Below are 25786 nucleotides of genomic sequence, written 5' to 3'. Positions count from 1 at the left end.
GATAGCTTTACTTATTTTTTCCTATTAGCAAACGTGTAACATACCAATTATTTAATAAAAGGGAGATACCTAAACATAACAAAAGGCATCCTATACTAACAATTATATACAATAAGAGAACACCTGCTTTAGTATCAAATGCAAAGAGATGTGTCGCAGAAACACCTTTCAGCACAGTTCTCAAAACAACCGCCTGAAATCCATATATAACAAGAGTGTGTCTACCAATAAGTTCTAGAAAATCATTTTTATTGATAAACTTTGACACCAACAAAATCGCCATAGTACCTGTTGTAGAAAGCCAAACATACAGTAATATATCCAAATGAGTTTCGATGGAGATACCAGCTGTAACAATTGGCATGTTCATATCCATAGTCAATAGTACTGACAATGTGATGAAAAATATCAAAGAAACTATAGTGTAGCACTTTACTGTTGGCACTTGTTTTAGCTTTTCTCCTATCCAAAGAAAAAACGCGCATAGGAATGTATTCTCAATAAAACATGGTGTACTACCAATATGGATTTTCATCAACCCTCCAATACATAATAAAGAAAGCATTATCAGTCCTTTATATGGCATTTTTCTAACATACCAATAAATAATCTTACTATAAAACAAAGCCCACAAGAACCACACAGAAATGTTATCAAATATATATTTAAAGATTGTTTGCAGTCCATAAAAATCTTCAAAACCTCCTATTGCTTTCTGAATAAAAGTAAAGAATATGGCAGGGACTACTAATGTTTTGATATTCGTTATAAAATACGTTTTAAATTCTTTGTCAAAGTTTGTGCAATAGCCTGTTATTGTAAAGAAAGCCTGCATAAAAAAAACTAAGAAGATGATATTCCATGCTGATACATGTTCTATTAACTCTGCTTGAATTTTCACCTCACCCATAATATTTGCGCAATGATGAAACAACAAACATGTCATTAGTATTCCCTTTGCAACATCAAGATAATGTAATCTTACTTTTTTCATATCTATGAAATCTTAACCTTCTTTATTATCTCTTTCTGCCATTTTTCTGCAAACCAACAGAATTTCAAACCTATTTTATCAATAAAAATAGACAATTTATAGGCAATGCCGTATCGCGTTATTGGTTTAAAACCTATAAAGTCGTGCTTCGTTGCATAATATATGAAATCATCTTTGAATTTATGCTTACTTTCCTTAAACCAAGGCTTTACCGCATCACAATAATGCACCACTATCGGATTCCGTCCCACATTATAAATGTCATTCCACCTGCTAAAATGCATGTCAGAGCCTTCCAAATTACGTGTCCACCGCTCTTGGAAATTATATGTATAATCCAAATATAATACTGTTCCTTCAAGCACCTTGTTCAAGGCATACTGGTCAGGCAACCACATATCTGTCTTTGATTCCGCCACCCACTTTACCAATGAGTCAAAAACATTGTTCTTTCTCCAATAATCAAGATTCATCAGCATAACACCGGAATTAAAGAATGGTGTGGTTAATCTCAATGTGTTCTGCCACTTTACCCAATCGCATGACTGGGAAACAACGACACCCAGCGAATACTCTGAGATATCTGTCGCAAACAGTTCTTTCAATGAACCACGGACTATTATGTCACAATCGAGATACAATACTGTATTTTCTTCCGGTAACATTTCCGGTAAGAGAAAACGATAGTACATCGACACAGGATAGCGCTCGCTTACTGCTAATCCATCAAACCGTTGATTATCTATTTCCAAAACATCTATCTTCTGATTGTAGACAGAAGCAAGACGTGAAAACTTTGCCAAAGCTGAATTTGACAGTCCATCTGTAAGCACATATATATGGCAGTCTTCATTTTTATTATTCTCTAAAATAGAAGTAATACACACCAATGCCGGTATAGAAAAGTTCTCGTCTGTACACAGTGCTATATTCATTTACTTTATATGATCAATATAATAAAATACATAATCAAAGGCTGGATATATGCATAGCCATACAAATCTTAAATTATATCAGTTTCCTATTCCAACCCACATTATTCTTTATCACACGTGCAGGACTACCAGCGAGCAAAGAACCTGCAGCAGCTTTAAGAGAAGAGGTAACCATAGAGCGAGCCCCGACAATGCTATTTTCAGGAATAACCGTTCCCTTAAGAATCAAACAGTCCATACCAACCCAAACATGTCTTCCTATTGAAATGTTTTTTGCAGGATTAATACGCTTTCCTCTTGCATCTATAATAGGATGAGAATCTGTTGTACGAACAGAGATGCCATGAGAGAACATGCAATCATCACCTATTATTATAGAATGTCCCTCACAAGCATCTATATCTACATTGCCTTCCATTGTCACATTTTCCCCCACATCTATACTATTGCCATTTCCTTCAAACCAGAATGTAACATTTTTCAGATGAGTACCACAATGTATGAACAACTTATTATGATTCCCCTTAAACAATATTCTGCAATTGATCAAAGACGCACCAGCATCTATGGCAATAGTATTATCCAAACCTCGATTATCACAATAAGTATTCCGCAAAATGCCTTTCCCAAGCATCTGCACCCCTTTATGGAACAAAATAAAAACCATATTGTATGCTCTTCGAGATAGCGCTCTATATATTTTGCCAAACATTTAACTTTACTTTCTATAATCAAAAGAAATAGTTTCAAATTTGTGGATTTGCAAAAATCACTTCTTACTACGACGACTACGCATGAAAAACACATTCTTCTTTATCTGGGACTTTATTGCCGACATTACCCCTTCTCGACTCCAATATCCACGAATTGCAATTATAGGTAATAACTTTATAAAAGTCACTAAATCTACACCAAAAATGTAATAATATATACGCATACCCCATTCTTTACATTTCTTGTGACACAAAAATATTACATCTTCATTTTCTTTATTTCTTGCGTATTTTAGTCCATCAACAAATGTACTCAACCACTTTTCCGCATAGACAACGGCATACGTTTTTTTCTTAAGAACATCTGAAGATTCATTGTTTGTTGATATATTAATACCAGAAAATCGAAAATAAAACAATATATCTTTGGTATTGCAGCAACCATTTTCTGACATCATAATAGCTGTCATTTCATCAGAAAACCATGCCAAAGGTGTATCAACAAAGCCACCTTTTTCAATCAAAACTTTTGTTCGAAAAATGTAATTACCTACACACTTATACAAGCCTTCGGAGAAATGATTGCGAATATAACCCAATTGACTTACATATTCCCCGAACTCTTTATCATGATTTATTTCCAAACCTTCAGCATTGATATTCGCAATTCTTGCACGAACCATATCTATGTCTGGATATTTTGATAGCAATATGTTGACTTCTTCCATAAAAGTGGAAGCATATATATCATCATCACTTGCCATAACAAGGTAGTCTGTATCACACATGTCAACAAGGAGATTCCAATGGGCAACAAGACTTTTACTGCCCATATTCTCTTCATTACGGCGATAAATAAAACGTGTGTCATCTCCAACCGTGTCATCAAAAATTGTCTTTACATCCTCTGGCGAGCAATCATCAGACACAATGCATACAAAATCTGTATATGTCTGAGACTTAATACTATTCAAAGATTCTGCAAGAAACCTTGTTTTGTAAGCTGGCAAGCAAAATGTATATTTTGTATCTTTCATGCAATATGTTTTCCATTAAAATATGTATGCCAACAATAAGAAAAGGACAAGGGCAATAATATACCTCCGAAAACATATACTATCCACCAGCCCTTTCCTGCAAAATCATGAAGAATAGGAAATTCTCCCAAATGCTTAATATCTATACCGTATATATGTATTATCCATAACGACACGAACTTGAAACATAAAAAATGCCAAGTCAGTATAGACATCGTATTTTTACCAATAATCTCCAAAAATAATTTTATTCGCCCATTGAACCGTAACCAAGGTAAGCTATAAATAGCCCATATAGCAAGAACTGCAGTAATTATATAAGGTACAATTAGTTTATTGCTAAAATTCACATACGAACCATCTGCAAGGCTTACAGGCCAAAAGAAAGAGCCAATAATCAATGTAATCTTGCTTATATGCTTATCGTCTTTATATCTATTGAGATTTCACAACTATTGTCCGTCGAGCAATCATCCAGTATTATCACCTCAAAGTTCCTATATGTCTGGTTAAGAACACTGTCTATGCGTTCCTCCAAATACCTGGCATGGTTGCAATTAGGAATGATTACGCTGACTAATGGATTCTTCATGCTTTTTTCTGATTTCTGATTTTCCAAAACCACATTTGCAACTTGAAAGGTATATAACATCCATAAGTAGCAAGAACATAACAAAGTCTATACACCAAAGAGTATTGTTTGTCACTATATACATGCCACACTACCTCTGGAAAAACTTTTCTCCAAAATGCAAAAGGTATTGGACGAAGAATAAGAAAATTGTCTCTGACAAATCTTTTATAAATCATCCCAGTATCTCCCATATCAAACCCTTCTTCACCAAAACGCCTAAAAACCTCTTGCAGATTTTTAGCCTGAGCCTGTACCTTATTAAAAGTTATCGGAGACGAAGCTGTTGTATTATACCTTGTCATATCATAATGATAGAAAGGTCTATGTATTTGTTTCAATGTTTTGGCATAATACATAACAAGCATCGAGGAGCATACATCCTCCCACATATTCATGCCAGGAACAGCGTACGGTCTATATTTATGTATAATTTCAGTCTTAATCATTTTATCACACATAGACCACAAAATCAGGAATTTACCACATGTAAGCATTTCATGCGGGGATGCAAAATCTCCAATATTAAAATATTCTATCCTATTGTTTTGTTTATGAAACCATACATCACACATTACCATATCTACATCTGACTGCTTTGCTGTATCATACATTGTTTCATACATTTCAGGTTCAACCCAGTCATCACTATCGCACGAAATCAAATACTCACCTGTAGCAGCCTCCATACCAATAGCTCGTCCAACGGACTGTCCGCTATTTTTTTCAAGTGGGATAATCCTAACCTGCGATTTTCTTTCCGGATATTCGTTTAGTGTATCAATTAAAATATCCATACTTTTATCAGGTGTACAATCATCTACGAAAATATACTCTATACTATCCAACGTCTGTTCAAACAAACTGCAAGCACAGCGTTTTATATATTTTTCAGCCCCATATACAGGAATGACAACACTAACCTTTGGCATATTATTTTCTCAGTTTCGTTTTTAGCAACATTTCCGTCATACGATGATAGAAATCACGCATTCCTTGGGTTAATACAAATAGTAAAGCAAAATAGACAATCGAGAATATAGACATTGCTACAACTGCAAAAATCATCCATTTTAGAAAGGACAAATAAGGGTTTATGCCCATGCAGTTAGCTACAAGTGACAATAATTGAGACGAAATCACAAATGCCATACACAAACCAACAAGTGACTTTATGTAATAAAACCAATATCGCCAAACACTTTGCTTAAATCCATCTTTGAATAACAGATACGGTTTCCATAAAACAATAATAAGAGACATACTTACAATTGTACCAAGAAGGACGCCTTCCAACCCGAAAAAATAGCCACCGAAAATTGCTACAACAACAGATATTATTGATTCTACAATTGGTGCCCACACATCCCTAAAAATACCATAGCCATTAAGGAATTGGTCCGTGACACTGCGTGTCTGCATTATATAACAATTCACAACTATCAAGAAAAGAAGAGTTTTACTCATTATATACTGTTCACCAAGCCAACATGCGAGAAAAGGTTCTGTAAGATGCCACAAACCGAAAGCAAGAAATCCAGCTGCCAACATTTTTAACGAAAATAACTCGTAAAAAATCCGCATGATTTTCTTTTCATTTCCTTCAGCAATCAAATTACCGACACTAGCTAAACTGCCCGTAAAAAATTGCCCTACAAAAGTTGTGACTTTATCTGATAATATAGAATAATTGGTATACATGCCTATAGAAGAAAGGGAGGCAAAAGAATACATAACCACAGGCTGAAGTTTAAACTGTGCAAAACCACCTATATTATGTATAAAGAGTTGGCGTGTTTTTTTCATAATCTCAGGATATTCCTTGTATTTCTGCATGCCAAGTCGTATACTAGTCTTTAGCCATGGGTATTGCTTATCTATCTTCCAATTTAATAATATACTTGATATAACCATGGAGAATACATTTATTGATATCCAAATATAAGGATTCGCTGTAAAATACAAGAAAATTATCTGTAATATATAACAAACTATCGTTAAAGTCTGCGTATATACACTAACAATGTAGAAACGTTGGTCTGCACCTAGAAGAGATTGTCTGTAATTTACAAAATAGCTTAATAGAGAACATCCTAAAGTTGCATAGAACATCACATAAATAAGTAGCATCGGGTAATCTTCTTTAGCAAATATCAAAGGAAAGAACAAAGAAATGATAATGCCACATACAAGAATTACAGTTCCTACTATATAGTACAAAAAACCTAAAACAGAGACTATCTCATTCAGCTTTTTTTTATCTTTATCAAACAATGGCTTATAAAGGGCATAGCCAACAGCCTGGCTTATACCAAGTTCTGCCAAACTTAATATTCCCAAGAAGCCACTTAGTGTTGTACTAAGTCCCATAAATGAAGTACTAAGCGCATCAAGAAATATCTTTCTGGAGAAAAAAGACATAAAAAGGAACAGAAAGTAAAATATCAAATTTACTCTCGCATTCATTAATGTCTTCTGTACCCTATTTGCCATTCCTATAATGCTTTATAATAATAGAACCAATAAAAAATCAATACCTGAGCATTAGTTGCGCCAACCTAGGAAAGAACATTCTAATGGCAAAAATTGCACAAACATTTACACAAAATACAGCTATCAGCGATACAAAAAGCATCATTTCACTGCATCCGTACAAATGAAAATACATGCCAACAGCATAAATCAGTATGAAATGGGATAAGTATATGCCATACGACATTTTAGAGATTTCAGAAATCCAAGACTGTAGTTTTCCTGACATTGTATAAGAGTCAAAGCCTGCACGAATAATGTAGAACAAGCTTATCGCTATACAGGCAAGCAACGGATTGTCATACCATAGGAAATATTCTGTTGCTCTCAATGAAGAAAAAAGAATATAACTTCCAAACAGCATTCCACAAACAGCAATAAAGCATCTTGACATGGAGATGTCCATTTTACTTATCCAATAGCCTATCGCCATATAGACAAGATAGCATAAATAGGAACGGCTTGGAGTCGTTGGGCATAAATCACCCTTCCATATCAGCCAGCCATTATAAACAAATGTGAAAGCAAGAACCGCCAGCAATAAAGAAATAAAAACATATTTGTATCTCTGACGCAATATGTTAAGGAAAGGTACTGCCAAATAATACATGACAATCATTCTTACATACCACAAATGCACCTCCGGCTTGTGAATAAAAATCATGCATAGCAACAGTTCCTTCAATGAAAAAGATTCTTGTACTACCAAGCTATAAGCGATTATCCATATTTCAGCAGTTATGACAAGAGGCAACAGACTTCGCTTGTAAAAAGCCAATATATCAAGTTTGCTCGTAAAACTCTTATCAAAAAGCAATGTCCCACTAACCATCATGAACAATGGAACACCAAGACTCACAACTATACTATTTTTCAAAAAGAACTCCATTGCAAAAGTCCCGTCAATCTTAGCGTCTCGTATTATCCAAAATACATGTGCATAGATAACCATACAAATGGCTATCACCTTCACCACATCTATCCAGAATATCCTTTTCTTCATGAATTACGCATGCTATTTACAGATCTTCCTCCTCTTCCCAAAAATCATCGTCAAAGCTGAAAGGATTCTCTTTCGCATCACCTTCAACTCCTTCAACAGGTGGTCCTGTCGGGATATCCATTCCTGTATTTGGGCTATTACTGCCTGCAAGAAGGTGATTGCCATCGCATTCGATGGGCATGATAGTTATGGTGGGAGCAATATATTTCTTTTTCATGATTTCTATTGTCTGTGTGGGGAGACTGGCATATTTACATATTTCCTGCCGTTTCTTATCAATATGCCTTTAGCTGTCGGTGTGACACGCTGCCCAGCAATATTGTAGGTGACGGAAGGTGGTGTATGTGAGTCACTGGGCACACCTTCTATTCCTGTAGGGGTACCGTTCAAGTTAAAACTTACACGTTTGGCACCATCTGCATGTGTAGGAACTGTTGATATCTCATCAATTTTCAGATAGGCACGGTTTGCAGCAAGGGAACTGTTGTCACCACAAAGTACAAGGCGGTTGCCTGAGAGAACAACGATATTGTCACGCTCATTGATGCTTATTTTCTCAAACGTGCCATGGAGACCATTCTTGGTTCCTGCCTCTACGACAGGTTCGCCGGAATATTTCGCAATAATCTCTGTTGCGTCATCATTTGCGAAAAAGATGTATGGCATGCCTGCTTCAAGGCGGTTCACCTCTGAGAAATAGACTTTTCCGTTGCCGACATAGTCTGTCTCATAGCATCGTGCTCCCGAAAAGTCACCGGTCTCAACAGCATAAGGCAAACAAATTGTCCCTACTCTTCCGGGAATAACTTCACGAGTATAAGCCTGAGTTTCAGAGTCACTCTCGTAATAAACCGTGATTAAAATTAATTGAGAGTTCATCCCTACCGTAAGCGGAAATTCCTGCACAGGTTCTTCCTGTTCCCAAATCAAAACATTATTTTCATCATAAACCAGCTTACTCCCCAAACTTACCTGCGGACTTGAATCTTTATGCCCTTTGGCATATTCAATTTCCACCTTTGATATTAAGTTTGTTGTCGTGCTTTTTATGGTTATAACATTACCTTTATAAAGAGAAACACTTTGGTTATTTATATAAAATCTCGGAGTACTCTTGTTATTACCTTTCTCAAATACAGCGTCAAACGACATTCCGGAATATGTTCCGATAATCTTGTCACCAGGTGCCCTGTAATAAACATCTGTAAAGTCCACAGTCTCACTTTCCATAGGTATTGGAGAGAAACTGTTGTGTTCTACAAGATAGTTTTCATATTCAAGTGACCATGTATTGTCCAAATTGGCAACGGCTTCACCCAATTTCCCAGACACTATGACATTGTCTTTTACTCCAACCTCTGAAATATTCGTCCATTTCTCATTATCTGCACCTTTATAGTTGCGCAGTAACCGTAGTTGTTTGGATTTTCTTTTTCCATCATCCGAGATGTCATAAGTAATCCAACCATCCGCAGCAACATTACCACTGACAATCTGACTCACAATCCCTTTCACATAAACTTCTTCCCCTATGTGCCCTTGCTCTATCATTTCCACAGCTTCGGCGACAGTATAGACAGGAGTGTCCGATGTTCCTTGTGCAGAGATGCAGACAAACGGCACGAGTGCAAAAACAAAGGAAATGATAAAGGTTTTCAAAGTTGTATAGGACATAAAAGAAATGTGGCAAATGGTAAGAAAAAACTGTCTTTGGACATCACACATCTGTATTTCTCAGGGACACCCCTTTATCAGCGCAGAGACCGATTCGGCAGTTGCATAAGAGACAAATCTTACACGAAAACCCCAATATAAGGGGGGGGGGAGCAAAGGAACATTTATGTGTGACAATGTCTCCTTCAACATGATAATTACCAAATAGCACACAATCAAAAACAACAATATATCGTATGCCTCAATGAATAATCACCGCAAAGGTACTAAAAAAAAGTTAACTACGAAAGTGTTTCTCCATTTTTCTCAAGGCAAGTGCAAAAAAACATGCAAATAAGTTGTTCCTCAAGTCAGGGCACTCGTTTGCATTACAGTTTTCCTGAGTAAAACTGCAGGAATGCTACGGTTGGGATTATGCCGAAAAAGGGTGACACATTGTCGTGCGAAAGGTAACCCTTGGCTTGGTCAAAGGTAACATTTTGCACTGTAATGTGTCACCTTTTGTTTTACACTCCATTACTGCCTGATTTTCAGAGCCATACATTTTCTTTTAACTTATAACAGGCAGGGGATTTGGAAACTGTTCATAATCTGTCCTTATGTCAAACGCTTGTATAATCGGGAGAATAAGTAAAATATCCATAAATTCTAAGCCGGTGATGACATTATTATATGTTTTTTCATTAACTTTGCATAAGAAAAGCGGCACTAAGGCATACATTGCAAGTGCGGACATGCTGCATGCCGAAGAAGAAAAGGCAGAAAACTCGTGCTGCAAACATCATAAAAACACTTTTCAAAAAAGACATTACACCTCACAGAGAGAGAGCGTATATGGAACAGAAAACAGACAAAGAGGAAAAGCGAAAGCTCGCCGAATTCCAGAAAGAAACCGTAGAAGAGTTTCTGTCGCCGCATTTCCGTCAGCGAGACGGAAGCCAGTGGCATGTGATGCGAGTCACTTACGGACGTGCGGACAAAGCTGTGGCGCACATAAACAGCTGCGCATTGGAAGACAAGAAGAATCGAGAAAATGAAAGTGTCCCATATTTCGCCTACACGCCTCATGAGACAAAATTTGTTTTCAAGAACGGCAAAAGGACGAAACAGTATGTGGCATGCATCCCCGGATTCATATTTTTCTATGGCAGCGAGCAAGATGCCTTCCGGTTCACCCACCGTTCACAAGATGCTCACGCACTGCCTTTCCTGAATTTCGCCTATGACCATACTACAAAAAGTTCGTCAGGGACAGACAACATTATGACAATCCCGTGCCATGAAATGCTTAACTTCATGCGCCTTGCAGAGATAGAGACGACAAAAGCTTATTCTGTCTCCGCCGAAGAGTGCCATTTCCGCAAAGGAGGCAAGGTGCGCATAATCCATGGTGCATTCGAGGGGATTGTGGGACGGGTGGCAAGAGTGCATTCTCAGACTCGTGTCGTAGTGACATTGGAGGGCATAATCTCCTATGCTACAGCATATATTCCAGCAGCGTTCATGGTGCCGGCAGAAGAATGATTTTTGGAAAAAAGCAAACATTGAGAAACCGGTAAAGCAAAAAAAAATGCGGAACCACCTTGTTACAGGCGGTTCCGCATTTTTTTGCTTTACAAATATGTTTTCGGTCATTCCCATCACTTATCGCTGCTCGTATAATGGTCGGAATATGCCGTACCGTAGCCATAGCCACCATAACCATAGCCGTAACCATAGCCATAGCGGTAACCATAACGTCGGTAGCCATAGCGTGAATTTGCCGTCAGAGTACCATTAAGGATGATTCCAAGGTTGTTGAACTTCTGCTCATTGTAATATTCCTCAATGATATGCAGACAGTCCAGCTCCATCAGACCTACACGGATGACAAAGAGTGTCATGTCAGCATATTTCGCTATGATTGATGTGTCAGCGACAATCTCCACCGGAGGACAGTCGAAGAACACATAGTCAAACTCTTCACGCAATTCCTTTATGAGTTCCCCGAAACGGTCGTAAGCAAGGATTTCCGCAGGGTTTGGAGGAAGAGTACCGACAGGAAGAACATACAGATACTCTGAGTTTTCTGCTTTCACAAGGATGTCATGCCAATCCTTCACTGCGCCATTGATGTAATCAGAGATGCCTTTTGACGGCTTTCCTACATAAGAGGAGAGGTTTCTTCGGCGAAGGTCAAGGTCAAGCGCGACAACTTTCTTTCGCTTCAGCGACATGCAGAGTGCAAGGTTGTACGACACAAATGTCTTTCCTGAACCTGGATTCATCGAGGTAGACATGATCACCCTCGTGTCTGATTTCTTACCTATCACAAACTCCACATTGGTGCGAAGGACACGGAAAGCCTCATTGATGACATTACGCGAGCCGGACTCCACAACTATACGATTGATATGTTCCTCCTTCACATCCATGCGTGAGTTTTTCCTATAGAAACGTTTCACCCAGTGCCACATCCACAACAGATTGACAGTGTCCAGCATTTTCTCCCACAAGGACGGTGCCTTGCTTTCATCGAAATCAATGTGCGGAAGTTCGCCAATGAATGGTGTCGTGAGCTTCTCAATGTCCTTTCTGCCACGCACTTTGCTGTTCGACCACTCACGGATGACGATGAACAGGAATGGGACAAGAATGCCTATACAGAATGCCAGGAGAAGTACATTTCTTACATTCGGGAAAGACTGCTGGCTTGAGCCACCGGCAGGTTGCAGGATACGTGTGTTGTATGCGGCAAATGCCTGGTTCAGTTCATTCTGTTCACGTGTCTGCAGAAGGTATGTGTACAGCTGTTCCTTTATCTTAAGGCGGCGTTCGATGTCACCGTACAGTTTCTTCTTCCCCGGAGTGGCATCTATGCGCGCGTTGTTTTTCTCCGCAGTCCTGTTCAGCAGCCCGATTTGCGTGTTCAGCGTCCCTATATGGTTTTCCACGGTGACAAGTATGCCATGGCGGAGAACGTTGAGCTGCTTGTCAAGGTCAGAGACAAGAGGATTTGCTTCCGATGATGCAGAGATAAGGTTTGCGCGCTGTAGCACGAGAGCATTGTATTGGTTGACCTGTTGTGCCAGTGCCGGATTATTGATACCCGCACTAAGCGGCAGTGTCTGCGTTATGTCCGCATTCCCATTAATATAGTCACGGAAATACTTTGCCAGAGTCAGTTCATTGTCCATCGTCACTCCCTCAGCCTCATACTGTGCTGAGCGTGCCATGAACGATGCGCCCTCATCAGTGTAGTCAAGAGTGCGGTTAGCCACCTGGTAGGATGTCATTTCATTCTCAACATCACCAAGTTCCACCTCTATGGCCTGCAGGCGCTCATCGATGAATTTCTTTGTAGCCACAACAATCAGGTTGCGGTTCTCCACCCACTTTTCGTTATATACGGCAATCAATGTGTTGAGCGCATCATCCGCACGCTCTATGTTCACGTCAGAGAAAGACAAGTCTATCACAGAAGACTCGGAATTGGTATTTGCGACTTCCAAGCCGGCAAGGAAACGTGCCGTAGCTTGATTGGCACTTGTCTTTGTCACCGTTATGTCATCATCGGTGTGTGCCTTGAAAGCCATTGTAGGCTTTATGGTTATATATCCGAACGGCATCTTTACAGAGCGGTTCATCTGCACCTCATACTCTTTTTCTTTGCCGTTATCATCATAAATGACGATTGCCGTGTTATTATCCTTCACACGAACCTTGAACTGCAATCCCTCGAGTGCTTCTTTATTGGAGAACTGCACTTCGATAGGCAGACTTGAGCCATAAAGTGCAGTATTGCGCAAACGTCCGCGTATCTCATAATCAACATCAAGGTGCAGCCTGTTTACCACCTTTGCCATCAGTGCCGGCTGGCGCAGGGCTATCATCTCATTGTTGAGGGACACGGAAGTCTGTGAGCGCGCTCCGCGATATTTGCTGAAAACATTGTCGAGCTCACGGCCGCTGGCATCCTCCTTGACAATGATGGATGTGGAGCGGGTAAAGACCGGTGAAGTGACACGAAGATACAGTGCAGCGGCAATCATTGTGACAGCAAGGCACAAGGCAAACCAGTACCAGTTGCTCATGCAAAGCCCGAATATGTCAACAAGATTCAGTGTATTGTTATCCTCTTGTTGCTTCAGCAACTGTTTCTGCCGTGCGGTAAGTTTCTTTTCCATATTTATTTTCACTAAAGGTAGGTTCTGTAAAAATCATGCATCAAAGCACTCCGGAGATGGACAATATCGTCAGTACAAGGCTGAATGCTCCGGTCCAGAATCCCCAGCTTTGGAACAGGTTGCCATTGACTGTAGAGTTTCTCTTTGTCTTGTCGTTCGGCTCTATATAGACGATGTCATTCTGATGGACATAGTATGCAGGAGAGTCATAGACGTTCTTCATCATCGTCATGTCCAGTTCATACTGGCTCCGCACACCATCCTCCTCACGGATGACAAGGATGTTCTTGCGAAGGGCATCAATGTCCAAATCCCCCACTTCACCGAGAAGCTCAAAGAATGTCATGTTGTCCCTCTCTATGTTGACACGCCTGCCGCCGCCTTGTCCGAGAACAGTCACATAAAGTCCCGTATACTCCACCTTGACAATGGCATCATCGACAAGTTTTGTGGTGCGGAGCACCTTTGTAAGGGAGTCGGTCAGTTCCTGGCGGTTCATTCCTGCCGCCTGTATTTTGCCGAGCACAGGGAAATCGACCTTGCCATTATTGTCGATAAGGTAGCCATATTTGTTTCCATTCTGTGAACCCTGCATACTGTTGTCATTGATGTTGAACTGTTTGGTCAAATCCTCATTGCGCGACTTGACATATATGCTTACGCGGTCACCGGGACGCAGCTTGAAAGGGATGGACTTATAAGCTGCCACAGCTTCTGAAGTACCAGGTCTCTTGTCCTGAAAATATGCGATGTCCTTTGGCGTGGAGCATGACCACATGCCGACAGCAACGAGGATAATGGCAAATGCCTTAACTATATTGTTCATTTTTTATTAATATGTATGTTCTTGATTAATTTCGTTCACCCTTCCTTTCAGCAGCAACGCTGCAACCGCTTTTGCCTGAACCATTATAAGAGGGAGTAGCGGGCACTTTCCGCTTTCCCGGTGCCAGCTTCTCACAGAGCATTGCAATGACAAACTTTGTGTTTCCGATGATATAGCGGCGCCACATCCTGCACGGGTCGGAACAAAGGCGGTGCAGCCATTCCAAACCGAACTTCTGCATCACCAGTGGAGCACGTTTGCTTGTGCCTGCATAGAAATCAAAGACAGCTCCAATGGTGCAGACATTGCAGTTTATGTCCAATAGTCTCCAATGCCTGCTTACCCATTTCTCTTGTTTCGGTGCCGTCATTCCTATCAGAAGCAAGTCAGGATTGGCATTGTTGACAGCCGCAACCATACGTGCACTGTCCTCTTCCGAGAATTCTTCCTTGAACGGTGGACTGTAAGTGATGACGCCAAGCCCGGGATATTCTCTTGCCACCCTTTCGCGGATAGCTGAGAGGACATGCTCCGAGGAGCCCATGAACATCACGGTCTTGCGCTTCCCTCCATTTTTGGAAGAGTGCAGCTTCTCCATCTCATACATGAACACGTCCCACCCCGGCACGCGCTGCTGAGGAGGATTGGGATTACCGACAAAGCGTGTCGCCATTACTATGCTGACACCGTCCGGCACCAAATAATCGCCACCCATAAGCGCCTCTGCAAACTCTTCATCTTTCTGTGCGCAGACATAGGAATATGCGTTTATGGTATTAATCAGTATCTTTCCTGCGGGAATCTCTCTCAGATCAGACCTGCGGCTAACAAGATTAAGTTCTCTTAATTTCATTTTTTAACGTGCAGTCACAAATAAATACATCTGCAAAAATACACATTTTTCATGAGCCCACCAAATAATCGGCACTAAAAAGGCAAACTTATTGCATTTTAACACAATTTTCTGTCATAAGATTTGGAATAACCATTAATTTTCGTAACTTTGCAAAAGAAGAAAGAAAAACCAAAACATCACACAACAAATATGGCAAAGAAAGAAACAGAAGAGTTGGCCAACGACCCTAAGGCAGCGAAGTTGCAGGCGTTGAAAGCCGCCATGGCTAAGATAGAAAAGGATTTCGGAAAAGGCTCTATCATGAAGCTCGGGGAGCAGCAGGTCGAGAAGGTGGATGTCATCCCGACCGGTTCATTGAGCCTTGACATCGCCCTTGGCGTCGGCGGCTATCCGAAAGGGCGCATCATAGAGATTTACGGACCGGAGTCTTCCGGTAAGACCACGCTTGCCATCCATGCCATTGCGGAAGCGCAGAAGCAGGGTGGCATGGCGGCAATCATCGATGCGGAGCATGCCTTTGACCGTTTCTATGCTGCCAACCTTGGCGTCGATGTGGACAATCTGCTTATATCCCAGCCTGACAACGGCGAGCAGGCATTGCAGATAGCCGACCAGCTCATCTCCTCCGCTGCCGTGGACATCGTCGTCATCGACTCTGTGGCAGCCTTGACCCCAAAGGCGGAAATCGAAGGCGACATGGGCGACAACAAGGTGGGCTTGCAGGCACGACTGATGTCACAGGCGCTTCGCAAGCTGACTTCCACAATATCAAAGACAAACACCACCTGCATCTTCATCAACCAGTTGCGTGAGAAAATCGGTGTGATGTTCGGCAACCCTGAGACAACCACCGGCGGTAACGCATTGAAATTCTATGCCAGCGTGCGTCTTGACATCCGCCCTTCCACAGCAATCAAGGACGGTGACGAGGTGCTCGGCAAGCTCACAAAGGTAAAGGTCGTTAAGAACAAGGTGGCACCTCCTTTCCGCAAAGCTGAGTTCGAGATACTCTTCGGACAGGGAATCTCAAAGATTGGCGAGATTCTTGACATCGCTGTCGACAAGAACATCATCAAGAAGTCCGGCTCATGGTTCAGCTACGAGGAGACAAGGCTTGCACAAGGCCGCGACGCCGTGAAGCAACTCCTCCTCGACAACCCTGAACTTTGCGAGGAGATAGAGGCAAAGGTGCGGGCTGCTCTCGCAGAATAAAAGACACAACACCGTGACATGACTTTGGATGGAGACAAATGCCAACAATCGGCATTTGTCTCCATCTTTTCTATTTGCCATTAATTTGCTGCCGCACACAGGAGACCGATGAAACCTATGGTTTTCACCAAAAAGGACAAGCAGGGAAGGCGAAAGACAAATCCATACATAACGATTGAAAATAATGGCGTTTAATTTTGTGGACTAACTTACAAAAAAAGGTGTGCCACTTCTAAGCAGCACACCGGCATTACGGAATCGCCATTCCAATATACTATAAACGGATTAAAAATCATCACTCCATACCACATTGCCTTTCGCACCTGTAATCTCTTCGTCAAGATCGTCATCTTCGTCTTTCACATCTAAATCGTCACTGCTGCCGTCACCGGGATTCCATTTAAGGCTTGTTGACATAAAACAGCATTCATCCATCTTGATGATTTCTATCTTTGGAGCTATATACTTTTTCTTCATGACTTCAAATATTTATTATTTCACAACAAATTTCTTTCCATTCTTTATATACACGCCACGGTACAGGGAAGCATTGCTGTTGACCTTCTGACCGTTGATGTTGTAAACAGCAGCGCCAGCAGAGACATCCACTCCGTCGATGCTGTCAATCACTGTGACATTGCCCATGCCGTCCTCAAGTGTGAATGTCATCTTTGCAGGCAGAGACTTCCCCTCCTCTGCAGAAGTGAACCAGCAGCGGTAACCGCGCATCCAATGAGTGTCCTTTGTCAAGTGGTACATGTCACCATTGTTGAAAATGTAGTCACCTTGCTTCAACGCCTGCTTGCTTGCGAAACTGCCCTTGAACACGATAGGAGTCTTTATTGTGCCCTGACTGATGTTGTCGTCATTTTCCACAGGCACAGAGATTTCTCCGTTATTGTAGTCCAGGTAATCATCGCTTGTGTTGTACTCCACGCCTTTGTCACAAGTCACAACAAAGATTGTGCCTCCAAAATCCTCCGAAGGGCTGTACTCCGGTGCATCGGTTGCCACCGTACGGTTATGCCCGTTGACAGCAGCGTCAGCCGATGTGTATGACGACAGCTGATTCTTTATCTTCTCCTCCGTGATGTTTATGATATAAGGCACATTCTTCTTCAGACCATTCTCATGCGGCTTGGCATCTTTGAACCGGATGACGACATTCTTGTTGTCATGAGTCTTGTCCACCACGCGGTCAATTTCCGACAGCTTGGCATCATCGCCGAATGCCTGGGCAAACTGCTCCGCAGACAGGTCGACAGGCAGAATAAGGGAGTTCCACTTGCCGGCGACAAACTTGCGCTGGAAGAACAACTTGGCATTGACATACTGATTTCCGGCCTTATCCAAATCAAAATTCTCGTCAAGGACAAGTTCCTGCGTCGCATCGCACGTATAAGGATGCGGGTCAATGATATCAGGGATACCATCATTGTTGGAATCATCCCTTATGACAAGACCATATATCTTCTGGTTCTTGAGCACGTCAGCACCGGAGCCGAATTTCAGAACCACCTGATTGAATGGCGTGGTCGGAGTGAACGACATATAGTTGTGGTTCTCCTTTATCTTAAGCACATCGGCGCCAAGGACATGCCATGAGTTTATCTCCTCTTGGAAAACACCATCCAAATATGTCTCTGCCTTTATCACATTGGCAACATCGGCACCGAGAAGTCCCGCAATGTCAAGATTGCCCATGACAACGGTAAGCTGCTGACGCGGACTGACAGTCCTGCCCACATTCACAGCAAGCAACTGTGCTCCTGCCACATTAAGCCCTGTTGGCAATTCAACGCAGGTATTAAGGTCGTCATCAATGAGGGCTGACCAACCGAGAGTTCCGCTACTTATAGAAACAAGATTGAACTCTCCGCTCTGACTCCAATCATAACTTGCACCTGTTGCTGCTGCAGACACTACAGTAGAGCCGTAATAAGGGTCTTGCGACTGAGAATACTCTGTTGACTCGACAAAGACATGGTAAATCTTGAGTGCAGACAAACGCGCGCTGAGAACACCCGAGCTGAACAGCACAACCTCGTCAAAGTTGATGTCAGGATTATCCACCTCTATCGTGATACGATATTTCTGTTCATTGCCTGTGCCAATGAGCGAGGCATCAACGGCATTCTCCTGCTTAACAACAGCCCGGTACACTTCATCACCATCATTGAGCAGCATTATGTTCATGAACTTCAAAGCGTCGGCACTCAGCACATTCACTCCTGAAGATACAACAAGACCGACACGGAACTTTCCATTAAAGCCTTCCGCAAGGTTTCTGTTTTGGTCAGTTGTCCTCACACCAATGATTCCCGCATTTGCGGCAAGCTCCAGTCCTGCATTCAAAGTAGCATAGTCTGACAGCTTTGACGTAAGTATCTTATCCGGATTATCCGTAGTGGAAGGACCCAATATGATGCCGCCACCCATCTTGTCGGAAAGCTTGTAGTCCGGCATTGCGCCTGTGTTGACGAGATAAATCTCACCATTATCCTTTGGGGTTGGGTTGTATGGCTTTGCCGTGCCGAAGTTGACAGTCGTCTCCTCATAGCACCCATCTTCAGCAGTAGCACGGAAGACATACTTGCCATGGACAGTGAATCCTGTAACCCTCACACAATAAGAGACGGCAGTGTTTCCATCGTTAGCGACAGACTCTTCGAAAGGCTCAAGCACCAAATATCCCTTAGCCTCCACACTTGGAGCAGACACACACTCCCATGTCACAGGCATGCTCGCACGTAAAACAACATTATCATCGCACTCACTTGCCTCCACATCCAAACTTGCGTTTATAGGACAATGATGTTCAGCATCAACATCAGCAGGGACGCGAGCGAAAGCATAATGCAGACCCACATCCGGCAACAGTGAGAAACCGCCAAATTTATAAGAGAAACCAGAACAATCAAACGGTGCTATGACAGAGGCCTTGAGCCCCTTACCAACAGACACCAGGCTGAGTTCAAGGACATCCGTTGCAACTTTTAATGTCACAGGCTCTTTTGCTTCATCTTTAGGATAAAGTACAAATGAGACAGATGTGCCAATACCCAAATTCAAGACCTTCACCTGATCATAGACGAACCCCACTTCTGTACCGGCGGGAATGAAACAATTGCCATCATCTGATTTGACAGAAACATTATACTCATAACCGGAAATCGGCACAACAGTCTTGCCGTTCGCCAACACCAAATCCGGTTCATCATACCTTGGTTCAGAAATGATGGTTCTCCGAATTTCCGTACCTTTAGCCACCCATGTTGTCGGATCTGTCTCAATGTTGCAGTTCTCCCTAAGATAAGTCGCATAATCCTTCAAGTTGTTCTCAGAGTTGTCATTGACAAGGTTAAACTCATTGGTCTGACCGACATACGCATACTGCACATTGAATTTCTGGTAAGCGACATCTGCACTTACTCCTCCGACAACGACAAAGAAACCGATTTCGTCAAATTCCTCGTCTGCCGGAGACATTGCATAGAAATCAGTGAAAGCATTGTTTACCACATTTTCACCAATACCCAAATTCAATGTTGTAAAAGAAGATACACCTTGAGCGGCTTTCACAGGTTCTCCAACTTTCTCGCCTTCGCAATAAAATTGGATGTAATAGCCATCAGCCGCTCCCAATTTCAGTCCTATGGCAGCAGTAGCATCTGACACACGGAAACCTGCATAAGTATTTCTGTAATGATGGCTAACGTCTCTGACTGACAGTACAGGGTTTGCACCAATTGATGCCGTAACCGCACTTTCAAAAGACATGAAGTTCTCCAAATCAGTGTCGCAAAGAGCTCCGACATCCTTAATGCCACTTATGACATCAACCTTGCCGCCATAGATTTTGTTCAGCATACAATCTTTGCCTACCAATGCCCTGCGGTTGCCGGGAGTCAAAACCTCCTTAACTTTACTCTCGTCAAACGATGCTTCGGGTTCCTGCCCTTGCCCAAATGCTGTTTCACAAACCAACATCATCAATGTGGCGAGAAACACACAAGGTTTCATAAACTTTACATTCATACTCGCTAAAGTTAATTATTTTACTATCTCTATTTTCAAGCCACTTCCCACCCTGCTCTCTTTCAAGATTATGCATCTTTTCTTATCAGTGCAGGAAAAAGACATGCAAAGGTAGCCATTTTCCATTTGACGGATTCACCCCCCCCTATTTTTAATACAGCTTAACAGAAAACACTGCTTTTTATAGAGATATTAACATTCATACGGTAAAAAAAGTGCAAAACCACAAAACAAGCAATGATTCAGCAAAGAGCGTTATTCGAGATATTTGGACATAAAAGAGAAAGGCAGACTTGGAAAAGTTTCCAAATCTGCCTTTCTCGTGGAGCTGGGGAGAATCGAACTCCCGTCCACACAAGGAACCAATATGCTTTCTACATGTTTATTCCGGACTTCATTTTCGTGTGCCGACAAGACCCGGACCACCAACCGGCACCTTAGCCTCTAAAGCTTCATCCTTCGGCCGAGGCAGCCTCCGGACTATTCCCGAATTTCCTACACCACTTTACCAGACGCTTCGGAACAAGAGCTTCTGAGCGATGTCTCGTCCCAGCACCTTGTGCCGGGATTAGGCCAGTAAACTACTGTACTTCGTTTAGGCAGCGAGAGCGTAACGTGTTTCGCCAGATAAATATTCGACAGCAGAGATTAAGGAGCCTACCGCCACCGCTCCACATGCTTACACACCACTTCGACTTGCTGTCAAATCCAGTCAGCCCCGGTGTTGTTTTGAGGATGCAAAAGTACACATAATTTGCCTAATTCACAAGAAATGAGGTGTAAATCATAGTTAAAATATGCAAAACAACGGTATTTATACAATAAAACTCGTAACTTTGCGAAGTAAAATCAATATAAACTCAGTAAAAGAAAACGTATCAGAAATTGGGAAAAGTATTAGTCATCGGATGTGGCGGCGTTGCTGGCGTCGCAATCCAGAAGTGTGCGGCGAATGCCGAGGTGTTCGGTGAGATTTGTATTGCCTCACGCACTGTGAGCAAGTGTGACGACCTGAAAGCTGCCATTGAGGCTAAGGGGACGAAGGCGAAAATCACCACAAGAAAGGTTGATGCGGACAACGTTGAGGAGCTGAAAGCCCTTATCAATGAGGTGAAGCCTGACGTCGTGCTGAACCTTGCCCTGCCTTATCAGGATCTGACCATCATGGATGCATGCCTCGCCTGCGGTGTGCATTATGTCGACACCGCCAACTATGAGTGCGAGGACACCAACGACCCTGAATGGCGCAAGATATACGAGGCTCGCTGCAAGGAGAAGGGCTTCACTGCATATTTCGACTACTCATGGCAGTGGGCGTACAAGAAGCGTTACGAGGAGGCAGGACTCACCGCAATCCTCGGCACAGGTTTCGACCCTGGAGTGACATCAGTGTTCACTGCATACGCCTTGAAGCATTACTTTGACGAAATCCACACCATTGACATCCTTGACTGCAACGGCGGCGACCACGGCTATCCTTTCGCGACAAACTTCAACCCTGAAATCAATCTCCGTGAGGTAAGTGCCAACGGTTCTTATTGGGAGAACGGCAAATGGGTGGAGACAGAGCCTATGGAAATCAAGCGTGTCTACAACTTTGACGGCGTAGGCGAGAAGGACATGTACCTCCTCCACCATGAGGAGATTGAGTCTTTGGCCAAGAACATACCGGGCGTGAAGCGCATCCGCTTCTTCATGACCTTCGGACAGAGCTACCTCACACACATGAAGTGCCTTGAGAATGTCGGCATGCTCGGCACAGAGCCTGTCGAGTTCAACGGTCAGGAGATTGTCCCGATACAGTTCCTCCGCCGCCTGCTCCCTGACCCTGCGTCCCTCGGTCCTCGCACTGTCGGCAAGACAAACATCGGATGTATCTTCACCGGCGTTAAGGACGGCAAGGAGAAGCATGTGTACATCTATAACGTATGTGACCACCAGGAGTGCTACAAGGAGGTCGGCAGTCAGGCAATCTCCTACACAACAGGCGTTCCGGCAATGATTGGCACAGCCATGCTCATGCAGGGTCTGTGGAAGAAACCGGGCGTATTCACCGTCGAAGAGTTTGATCCGGACCCATACATGGACATGCTCAACAAGTGGGGACTCCCATGGCAGGTGGACGAGAACCCTGTCCTTGTTGACTAAAAAGACGATTGAAAGGTACAGGAAAAAGCTGCATTAACAATACAACCGCATTGCGGTAAGCACACACCTTGTTTCCTTTGCTGCATACGACAAACTGTATACAGTAAAGGAAATAGGGTATGTGCTTACAAAAACTGTTACACACCTGACATCAGGAAGTCCTCTTTATTTATGCAACCAAAAAAGGTTGCAATTTAAAAATGCAACCAAAAAAGGTTGCCTATATAAACGAATCACCAGTGTAAAGCATTCAAGATATTTGATGAAAATCGGAGCTATCATAACCGGAGATATTGTTGATTCCACCAAACTGTCAATGGCGGAAAGGAACATAATGCTTAGCACCATAGACAAAATTCATGAGTTGCTATCACCTGCCATTGACATCAAAATGGAAATCTTCAGGGGAGACAGTTTCCAAATTGGCATTTCCAATGCAAAAGATTCAATAAGAGCAGCACTGGCAATAAGAGCACACCTTCGCTCCCATAAGTTTGAAGCCGCAAAAACCATTCTGGATGCACGAATTGCAATAGGCATCGGCACTCTTGATTATGAGTCGGAGACTTTATCCACAAGTGACGGCGAGGCTTACCGGCTTTCAGGAAGATTGCTTGACACAATGGACAAAGCCCGTCTTAAAGTCTGCACACCATGGCATAATGCAAACGAAGAATTGCAATTAGCAACAGCTTTTGCAGACGATATAGTTTCTTCGTGGACGCAAAACCAAAGCAAAATAATCCTATCGAGCCTTCTTACTTCCAAAAGCCATTTCGAACTTTCACAAGAACTTGGCATATCACGTCAAATGGTAGACAAATCACTGAGAGCATCAAAAGAAGAACTCATAATAGCCTATATAAAAAGAGCGGAAGAGCTCATAACCATTTATACGAAACAATATGGCTGTCATACTGATTAAATTGATTGCTGCACACCTTATAGGTGATTTCATATTGCAGTCCGACAGGCTGTGTAGCACGAAATATGACGCTGATTGGCAAAAAAGAGTATCAGCACTTGGCATTCATAGCGCAGTACACGCACTTTTGTCTTATATCTTTATTGCGGACCAAACAAACTGGGCTATACCCGCCATTATTTTCGCAAGCCATTTTATTATTGACTTTGCAAAGGTTTCAAAAGGCAAAAACAACCTATATGCATTAATCATCGACCAAGCTATCCATTACAGTATCATTTTTTGTGTATGGTGGTTTCTCTTTGTGAAAGCAGGAGCTCACAGCAACATGGCACAGAGCCATTTCTCCCTATCCTCTTGGCTCGTTGCCACTTCATTCATAGCAGTTCTGTCCCCAACATCCATTTTCATCAAATCATTCATCGAATTTGAGCAATGGGTGCCGGACAAAGCATTATCGCAAGGGCTTCCAAATGCAGGAAAATGGATTGGATATTTGGAAAGAATACTGATACTCACTTTCATATTCACAGACAATGTCGAAGGCATCGGCTTTCTATTGGCGGCAAAATCAGTGTTTCGATTTGGAGAATTAAACAACGCCAAGGATATAAAAATCACTGAGTATGTATTGTTAGGTACATTTTTAAGCTTCACGATTGCTATATTAATCGGATTTGCCACACTATGGCTTACAACATTTGATGTGGAATTACTGACATCATAAAGTACCTCAGAACTTAACTACCAGCCAAACTTTTCAACAAACTTCACATAAAAGGGGTGCGAAAAGCTCCGCCTTTCACACCCTTGACTTGAAATCTTCATAGGAGAAACGCTTCCAAAGGCGGAGCGTTTCTCCTTTTTTTATGTATATGTCCGGCAACGGCATGCCGTTGAACGTGTTCGTCTTGACCATGGAATAGATAGCCATGTCGCCGAAAACCACCTCATCGCCTTCAACCAATTCACACCCCATGTCATACGTACCGATGACATCGCCGCTGAGACAGGTAGGCCCTCCGAAGCGGTACTTGCGGCATTCTGCCTCCGAAGCGTCAGGAGCAATGTAACGCTCACCCTTGACTTTCTCCAAAGGCGGTGTGTAAGGCATCTCTATGACGTCAGGCATGTGGCAGGCTGCAGACGTGTCAAGGATAATGTTGCGCACGCCATCGCTGCTTTCTGCCTGCACTTCAAGCACTTGGGAATGGAGCGTTCCGGCATTCAAAGCCACCGCCTCGCCCGGCTCAAGATAGACCTCAAGGCCGTATTTCTCCTGCATGCGCCTGATGCAACGCTCAAGGCGAGGTATGTCGTAGTCACCCCTTGTTATATGGTGTCCGCCACCGAAGTTTATCCAACGCATGCCATGCAGATACTTTCCGAACTTTTCCTCCACGGCATCGAGAGTCTTTTCAAGGTCGTCGCTGTCCTGTTCGCAGAGCGTATGGAAATGAATGCCGTCAAGAAGCGTCATCAACGGTGTGCCGGCGACCTCCCTTTCAAACACGGCGAGCGTTGTTCCGAGGCGCGAACCCGGAGCACAAGGGTCATAAATGGCGTGTCCTTCCTGTGTGGAGCATTCCGGATTGATGCGCAGACCCACTTGCAGTCCGGCATCCTTCGCACGCTTGCCGTAAAGGCTCAGCTGCCGTGGTGAATTGAAGTCTATATGGTCGCAGATTTCAAGTATGCGCTCCATATCCTCCTCCTTGAATGCCGGCGAGAAGACATGGTTCTCTCCCCTGCCCTCTTCGTGCCACAGTTGCGCCTCGAAGATGCCGCTTGCCGTCGCGCCGGACAGGAAATCCGCCACCAAAGGGTACAGACCGTAACAACTGAAACATTTCTGTGCAAGCAGAATCTTGCATCCTGTCCTGTCCATCACACCGCGCAGCACACGGAGGTTGCTCTCCAAACGGTCGGTGTCGATACAGAAATATGGTGTTTTTATCTTATCCATAAACAATTTATCCTTATTATAAAAATCATTCCGAAATGCCGCTCCACAGAACGTGCCGACATCCCTCACAAAAACATCCGTGACACAAGGCAAAAGCACCCGTCACAGGCAGGCAAACAAAGTGTAACCT

At 42.8% G+C, this 25786-nt stretch carries 21 protein-coding genes and 1 other RNA gene; 5 read left to right on the top strand and 17 right to left on the bottom strand.

Annotation, left to right across the window (positions count from 1 at the left end; all coding sequences use genetic code 11):
* Positions 1 to 7: 7 nt before the first annotated feature.
* From HPS57_RS05125 to HPS57_RS05080, 10 genes are all read right to left on the bottom strand, one after another.
* Positions 8 to 994, bottom strand: coding sequence for an acyltransferase family protein (locus HPS57_RS05125; protein WP_172180855.1), 987 nt, complete (start codon positions 992 to 994; stop codon positions 8 to 10).
* A gap of 2 nt (positions 995 to 996) precedes the next feature.
* Positions 997 to 1929, bottom strand: a complete 933-nt coding sequence (locus tag HPS57_RS05120) for a glycosyltransferase family 8 protein (protein ID WP_172180853.1) — start codon at positions 1927 to 1929, stop codon at positions 997 to 999.
* Positions 1930 to 2002: 73 nt separating this feature from the next.
* On the bottom strand, positions 2003 to 2596 hold the full coding sequence (locus HPS57_RS05115) for an acyltransferase (protein WP_172180851.1): 594 nt from the start codon (positions 2594 to 2596) through the stop codon (positions 2003 to 2005).
* 102 nt (positions 2597 to 2698) lie between these two features.
* Positions 2699 to 3679 carry a glycosyltransferase family A protein gene (locus HPS57_RS05110; RefSeq protein ID WP_172180849.1) on the bottom strand — a complete coding sequence of 327 codons (981 nt, stop codon included), beginning with the start codon at positions 3677 to 3679 and terminating at the stop codon, positions 2699 to 2701.
* A 412-nt stretch (positions 3680 to 4091) separates the two neighbouring features.
* Entirely contained in the window at positions 4092 to 4271 is a 180-nt protein-coding gene (locus tag HPS57_RS05105; protein ID WP_172180846.1) for a glycosyltransferase family 2 protein, read from the bottom strand.
* Positions 4268 to 5242: a glycosyltransferase family 2 protein gene (locus HPS57_RS05100; RefSeq protein WP_172180843.1), complete on the bottom strand. Its 975-nt coding sequence runs from the start codon at positions 5240 to 5242 to the stop codon at positions 4268 to 4270. The genes HPS57_RS05105 and HPS57_RS05100 overlap by 4 nt, the downstream gene beginning before the upstream one ends.
* A 1-nt stretch (position 5243) precedes the next feature.
* The gene (locus HPS57_RS05095; protein WP_172180841.1) at positions 5244 to 6803 is read right to left on the bottom strand and encodes a lipopolysaccharide biosynthesis protein; all 1560 of its coding nucleotides are present in this window, start codon (positions 6801 to 6803) and stop codon (positions 5244 to 5246) included.
* A gap of 37 nt (positions 6804 to 6840) precedes the next feature.
* Positions 6841 to 7845, bottom strand: coding sequence for an acyltransferase (locus HPS57_RS05090; protein ID WP_172180839.1), 1005 nt, complete (start codon positions 7843 to 7845; stop codon positions 6841 to 6843).
* A gap of 16 nt (positions 7846 to 7861) precedes the next feature.
* Entirely contained in the window at positions 7862 to 8062 is a 201-nt protein-coding gene (locus HPS57_RS05085; RefSeq protein WP_172180836.1) for a hypothetical protein, read from the bottom strand.
* 5 nt (positions 8063 to 8067) lie between these two features.
* Positions 8068 to 9504: a hypothetical protein gene (locus tag HPS57_RS05080; RefSeq protein WP_172180834.1), complete on the bottom strand. Its 1437-nt coding sequence runs from the start codon at positions 9502 to 9504 to the stop codon at positions 8068 to 8070.
* Positions 9505 to 10353: 849 nt separating this feature from the next.
* On the opposite strand from HPS57_RS05080, the gene HPS57_RS05075 reads away from it, so the two are divergent.
* Positions 10354 to 11043, top strand: a complete 690-nt coding sequence (locus HPS57_RS05075; protein ID WP_172180832.1) for a hypothetical protein — start codon at positions 10354 to 10356, stop codon at positions 11041 to 11043.
* A gap of 116 nt (positions 11044 to 11159) precedes the next feature.
* Here HPS57_RS05075 and HPS57_RS05070 read toward each other — a convergent pair whose 3' ends face one another.
* From HPS57_RS05070 to HPS57_RS05060, 3 genes are read right to left on the bottom strand one after another with little or no spacing between them, the layout of a single operon-like run.
* A complete protein-coding gene (locus HPS57_RS05070; RefSeq protein ID WP_172180828.1) occupies positions 11160 to 13685 on the bottom strand; it encodes a GumC family protein in 2526 nt (841 codons plus the stop codon).
* A 40-nt stretch (positions 13686 to 13725) separates the two neighbouring features.
* The gene (locus HPS57_RS05065; protein WP_172180825.1) at positions 13726 to 14511 is read right to left on the bottom strand and encodes a polysaccharide biosynthesis/export family protein; all 786 of its coding nucleotides are present in this window, start codon (positions 14509 to 14511) and stop codon (positions 13726 to 13728) included.
* A 25-nt stretch (positions 14512 to 14536) separates the two neighbouring features.
* On the bottom strand, positions 14537 to 15364 hold the full coding sequence (locus HPS57_RS05060; protein ID WP_172180823.1) for a WecB/TagA/CpsF family glycosyltransferase: 828 nt from the start codon (positions 15362 to 15364) through the stop codon (positions 14537 to 14539).
* 192 nt (positions 15365 to 15556) lie between these two features.
* Between HPS57_RS05060 and recA the strand changes: the two genes are divergently transcribed.
* A complete protein-coding gene (gene recA / locus HPS57_RS05055) occupies positions 15557 to 16579 on the top strand; it encodes a recombinase RecA (protein WP_172180821.1) in 1023 nt (340 codons plus the stop codon).
* Positions 16580 to 16864: 285 nt separating this feature from the next.
* On the opposite strand, the gene HPS57_RS05050 is transcribed toward recA, so the two are convergent.
* The 3 genes from HPS57_RS05050 to ssrA form a co-directional block, all read right to left on the bottom strand.
* Positions 16865 to 17056 carry a hypothetical protein gene (locus HPS57_RS05050; RefSeq protein WP_172180819.1) on the bottom strand — a complete coding sequence of 64 codons (192 nt, stop codon included), beginning with the start codon at positions 17054 to 17056 and terminating at the stop codon, positions 16865 to 16867.
* 15 nt (positions 17057 to 17071) lie between these two features.
* Entirely contained in the window at positions 17072 to 20602 is a 3531-nt protein-coding gene (locus HPS57_RS05045) for a hypothetical protein (protein WP_172180817.1), read from the bottom strand.
* Positions 20603 to 20937: 335 nt separating this feature from the next.
* Positions 20938 to 21337, bottom strand: a transfer-messenger RNA (tmRNA) gene (gene ssrA / locus HPS57_RS05040).
* A 165-nt stretch (positions 21338 to 21502) separates the two neighbouring features.
* On the opposite strand from ssrA, the gene HPS57_RS05035 reads away from it, so the two are divergent.
* From HPS57_RS05035 to HPS57_RS05025, 3 genes are all read left to right on the top strand, one after another.
* Entirely contained in the window at positions 21503 to 22765 is a 1263-nt protein-coding gene (locus tag HPS57_RS05035; RefSeq protein ID WP_172180815.1) for a saccharopine dehydrogenase family protein, read from the top strand.
* Between the two features lie 262 nt (positions 22766 to 23027).
* Complete coding sequence (locus HPS57_RS05030; RefSeq protein WP_172180813.1) at positions 23028 to 23690, top strand: hypothetical protein; 663 nt, start codon at positions 23028 to 23030, stop codon at positions 23688 to 23690.
* A complete protein-coding gene (locus HPS57_RS05025; RefSeq protein ID WP_172180811.1) occupies positions 23671 to 24417 on the top strand; it encodes a DUF3307 domain-containing protein in 747 nt (248 codons plus the stop codon). The genes HPS57_RS05030 and HPS57_RS05025 overlap by 20 nt, the downstream gene beginning before the upstream one ends.
* Positions 24418 to 24492: 75 nt before the next feature.
* Here the strand turns inward: HPS57_RS05025 and HPS57_RS05020 are convergent, their stop codons facing one another.
* On the bottom strand, positions 24493 to 25656 hold the full coding sequence (locus HPS57_RS05020; protein WP_172180809.1) for a carboxynorspermidine decarboxylase: 1164 nt from the start codon (positions 25654 to 25656) through the stop codon (positions 24493 to 24495).
* Positions 25657 to 25786: the final 130 nt, after the last annotated feature.

The sequence above is a fragment of the Palleniella intestinalis genome, assembly GCF_013166595.1.
Taxonomy (GTDB): Bacteria; Bacteroidota; Bacteroidia; order Bacteroidales; family Bacteroidaceae; genus Prevotella; species Prevotella intestinalis.
This window is presented reverse-complemented; position numbering and strand designations above follow the sequence as displayed.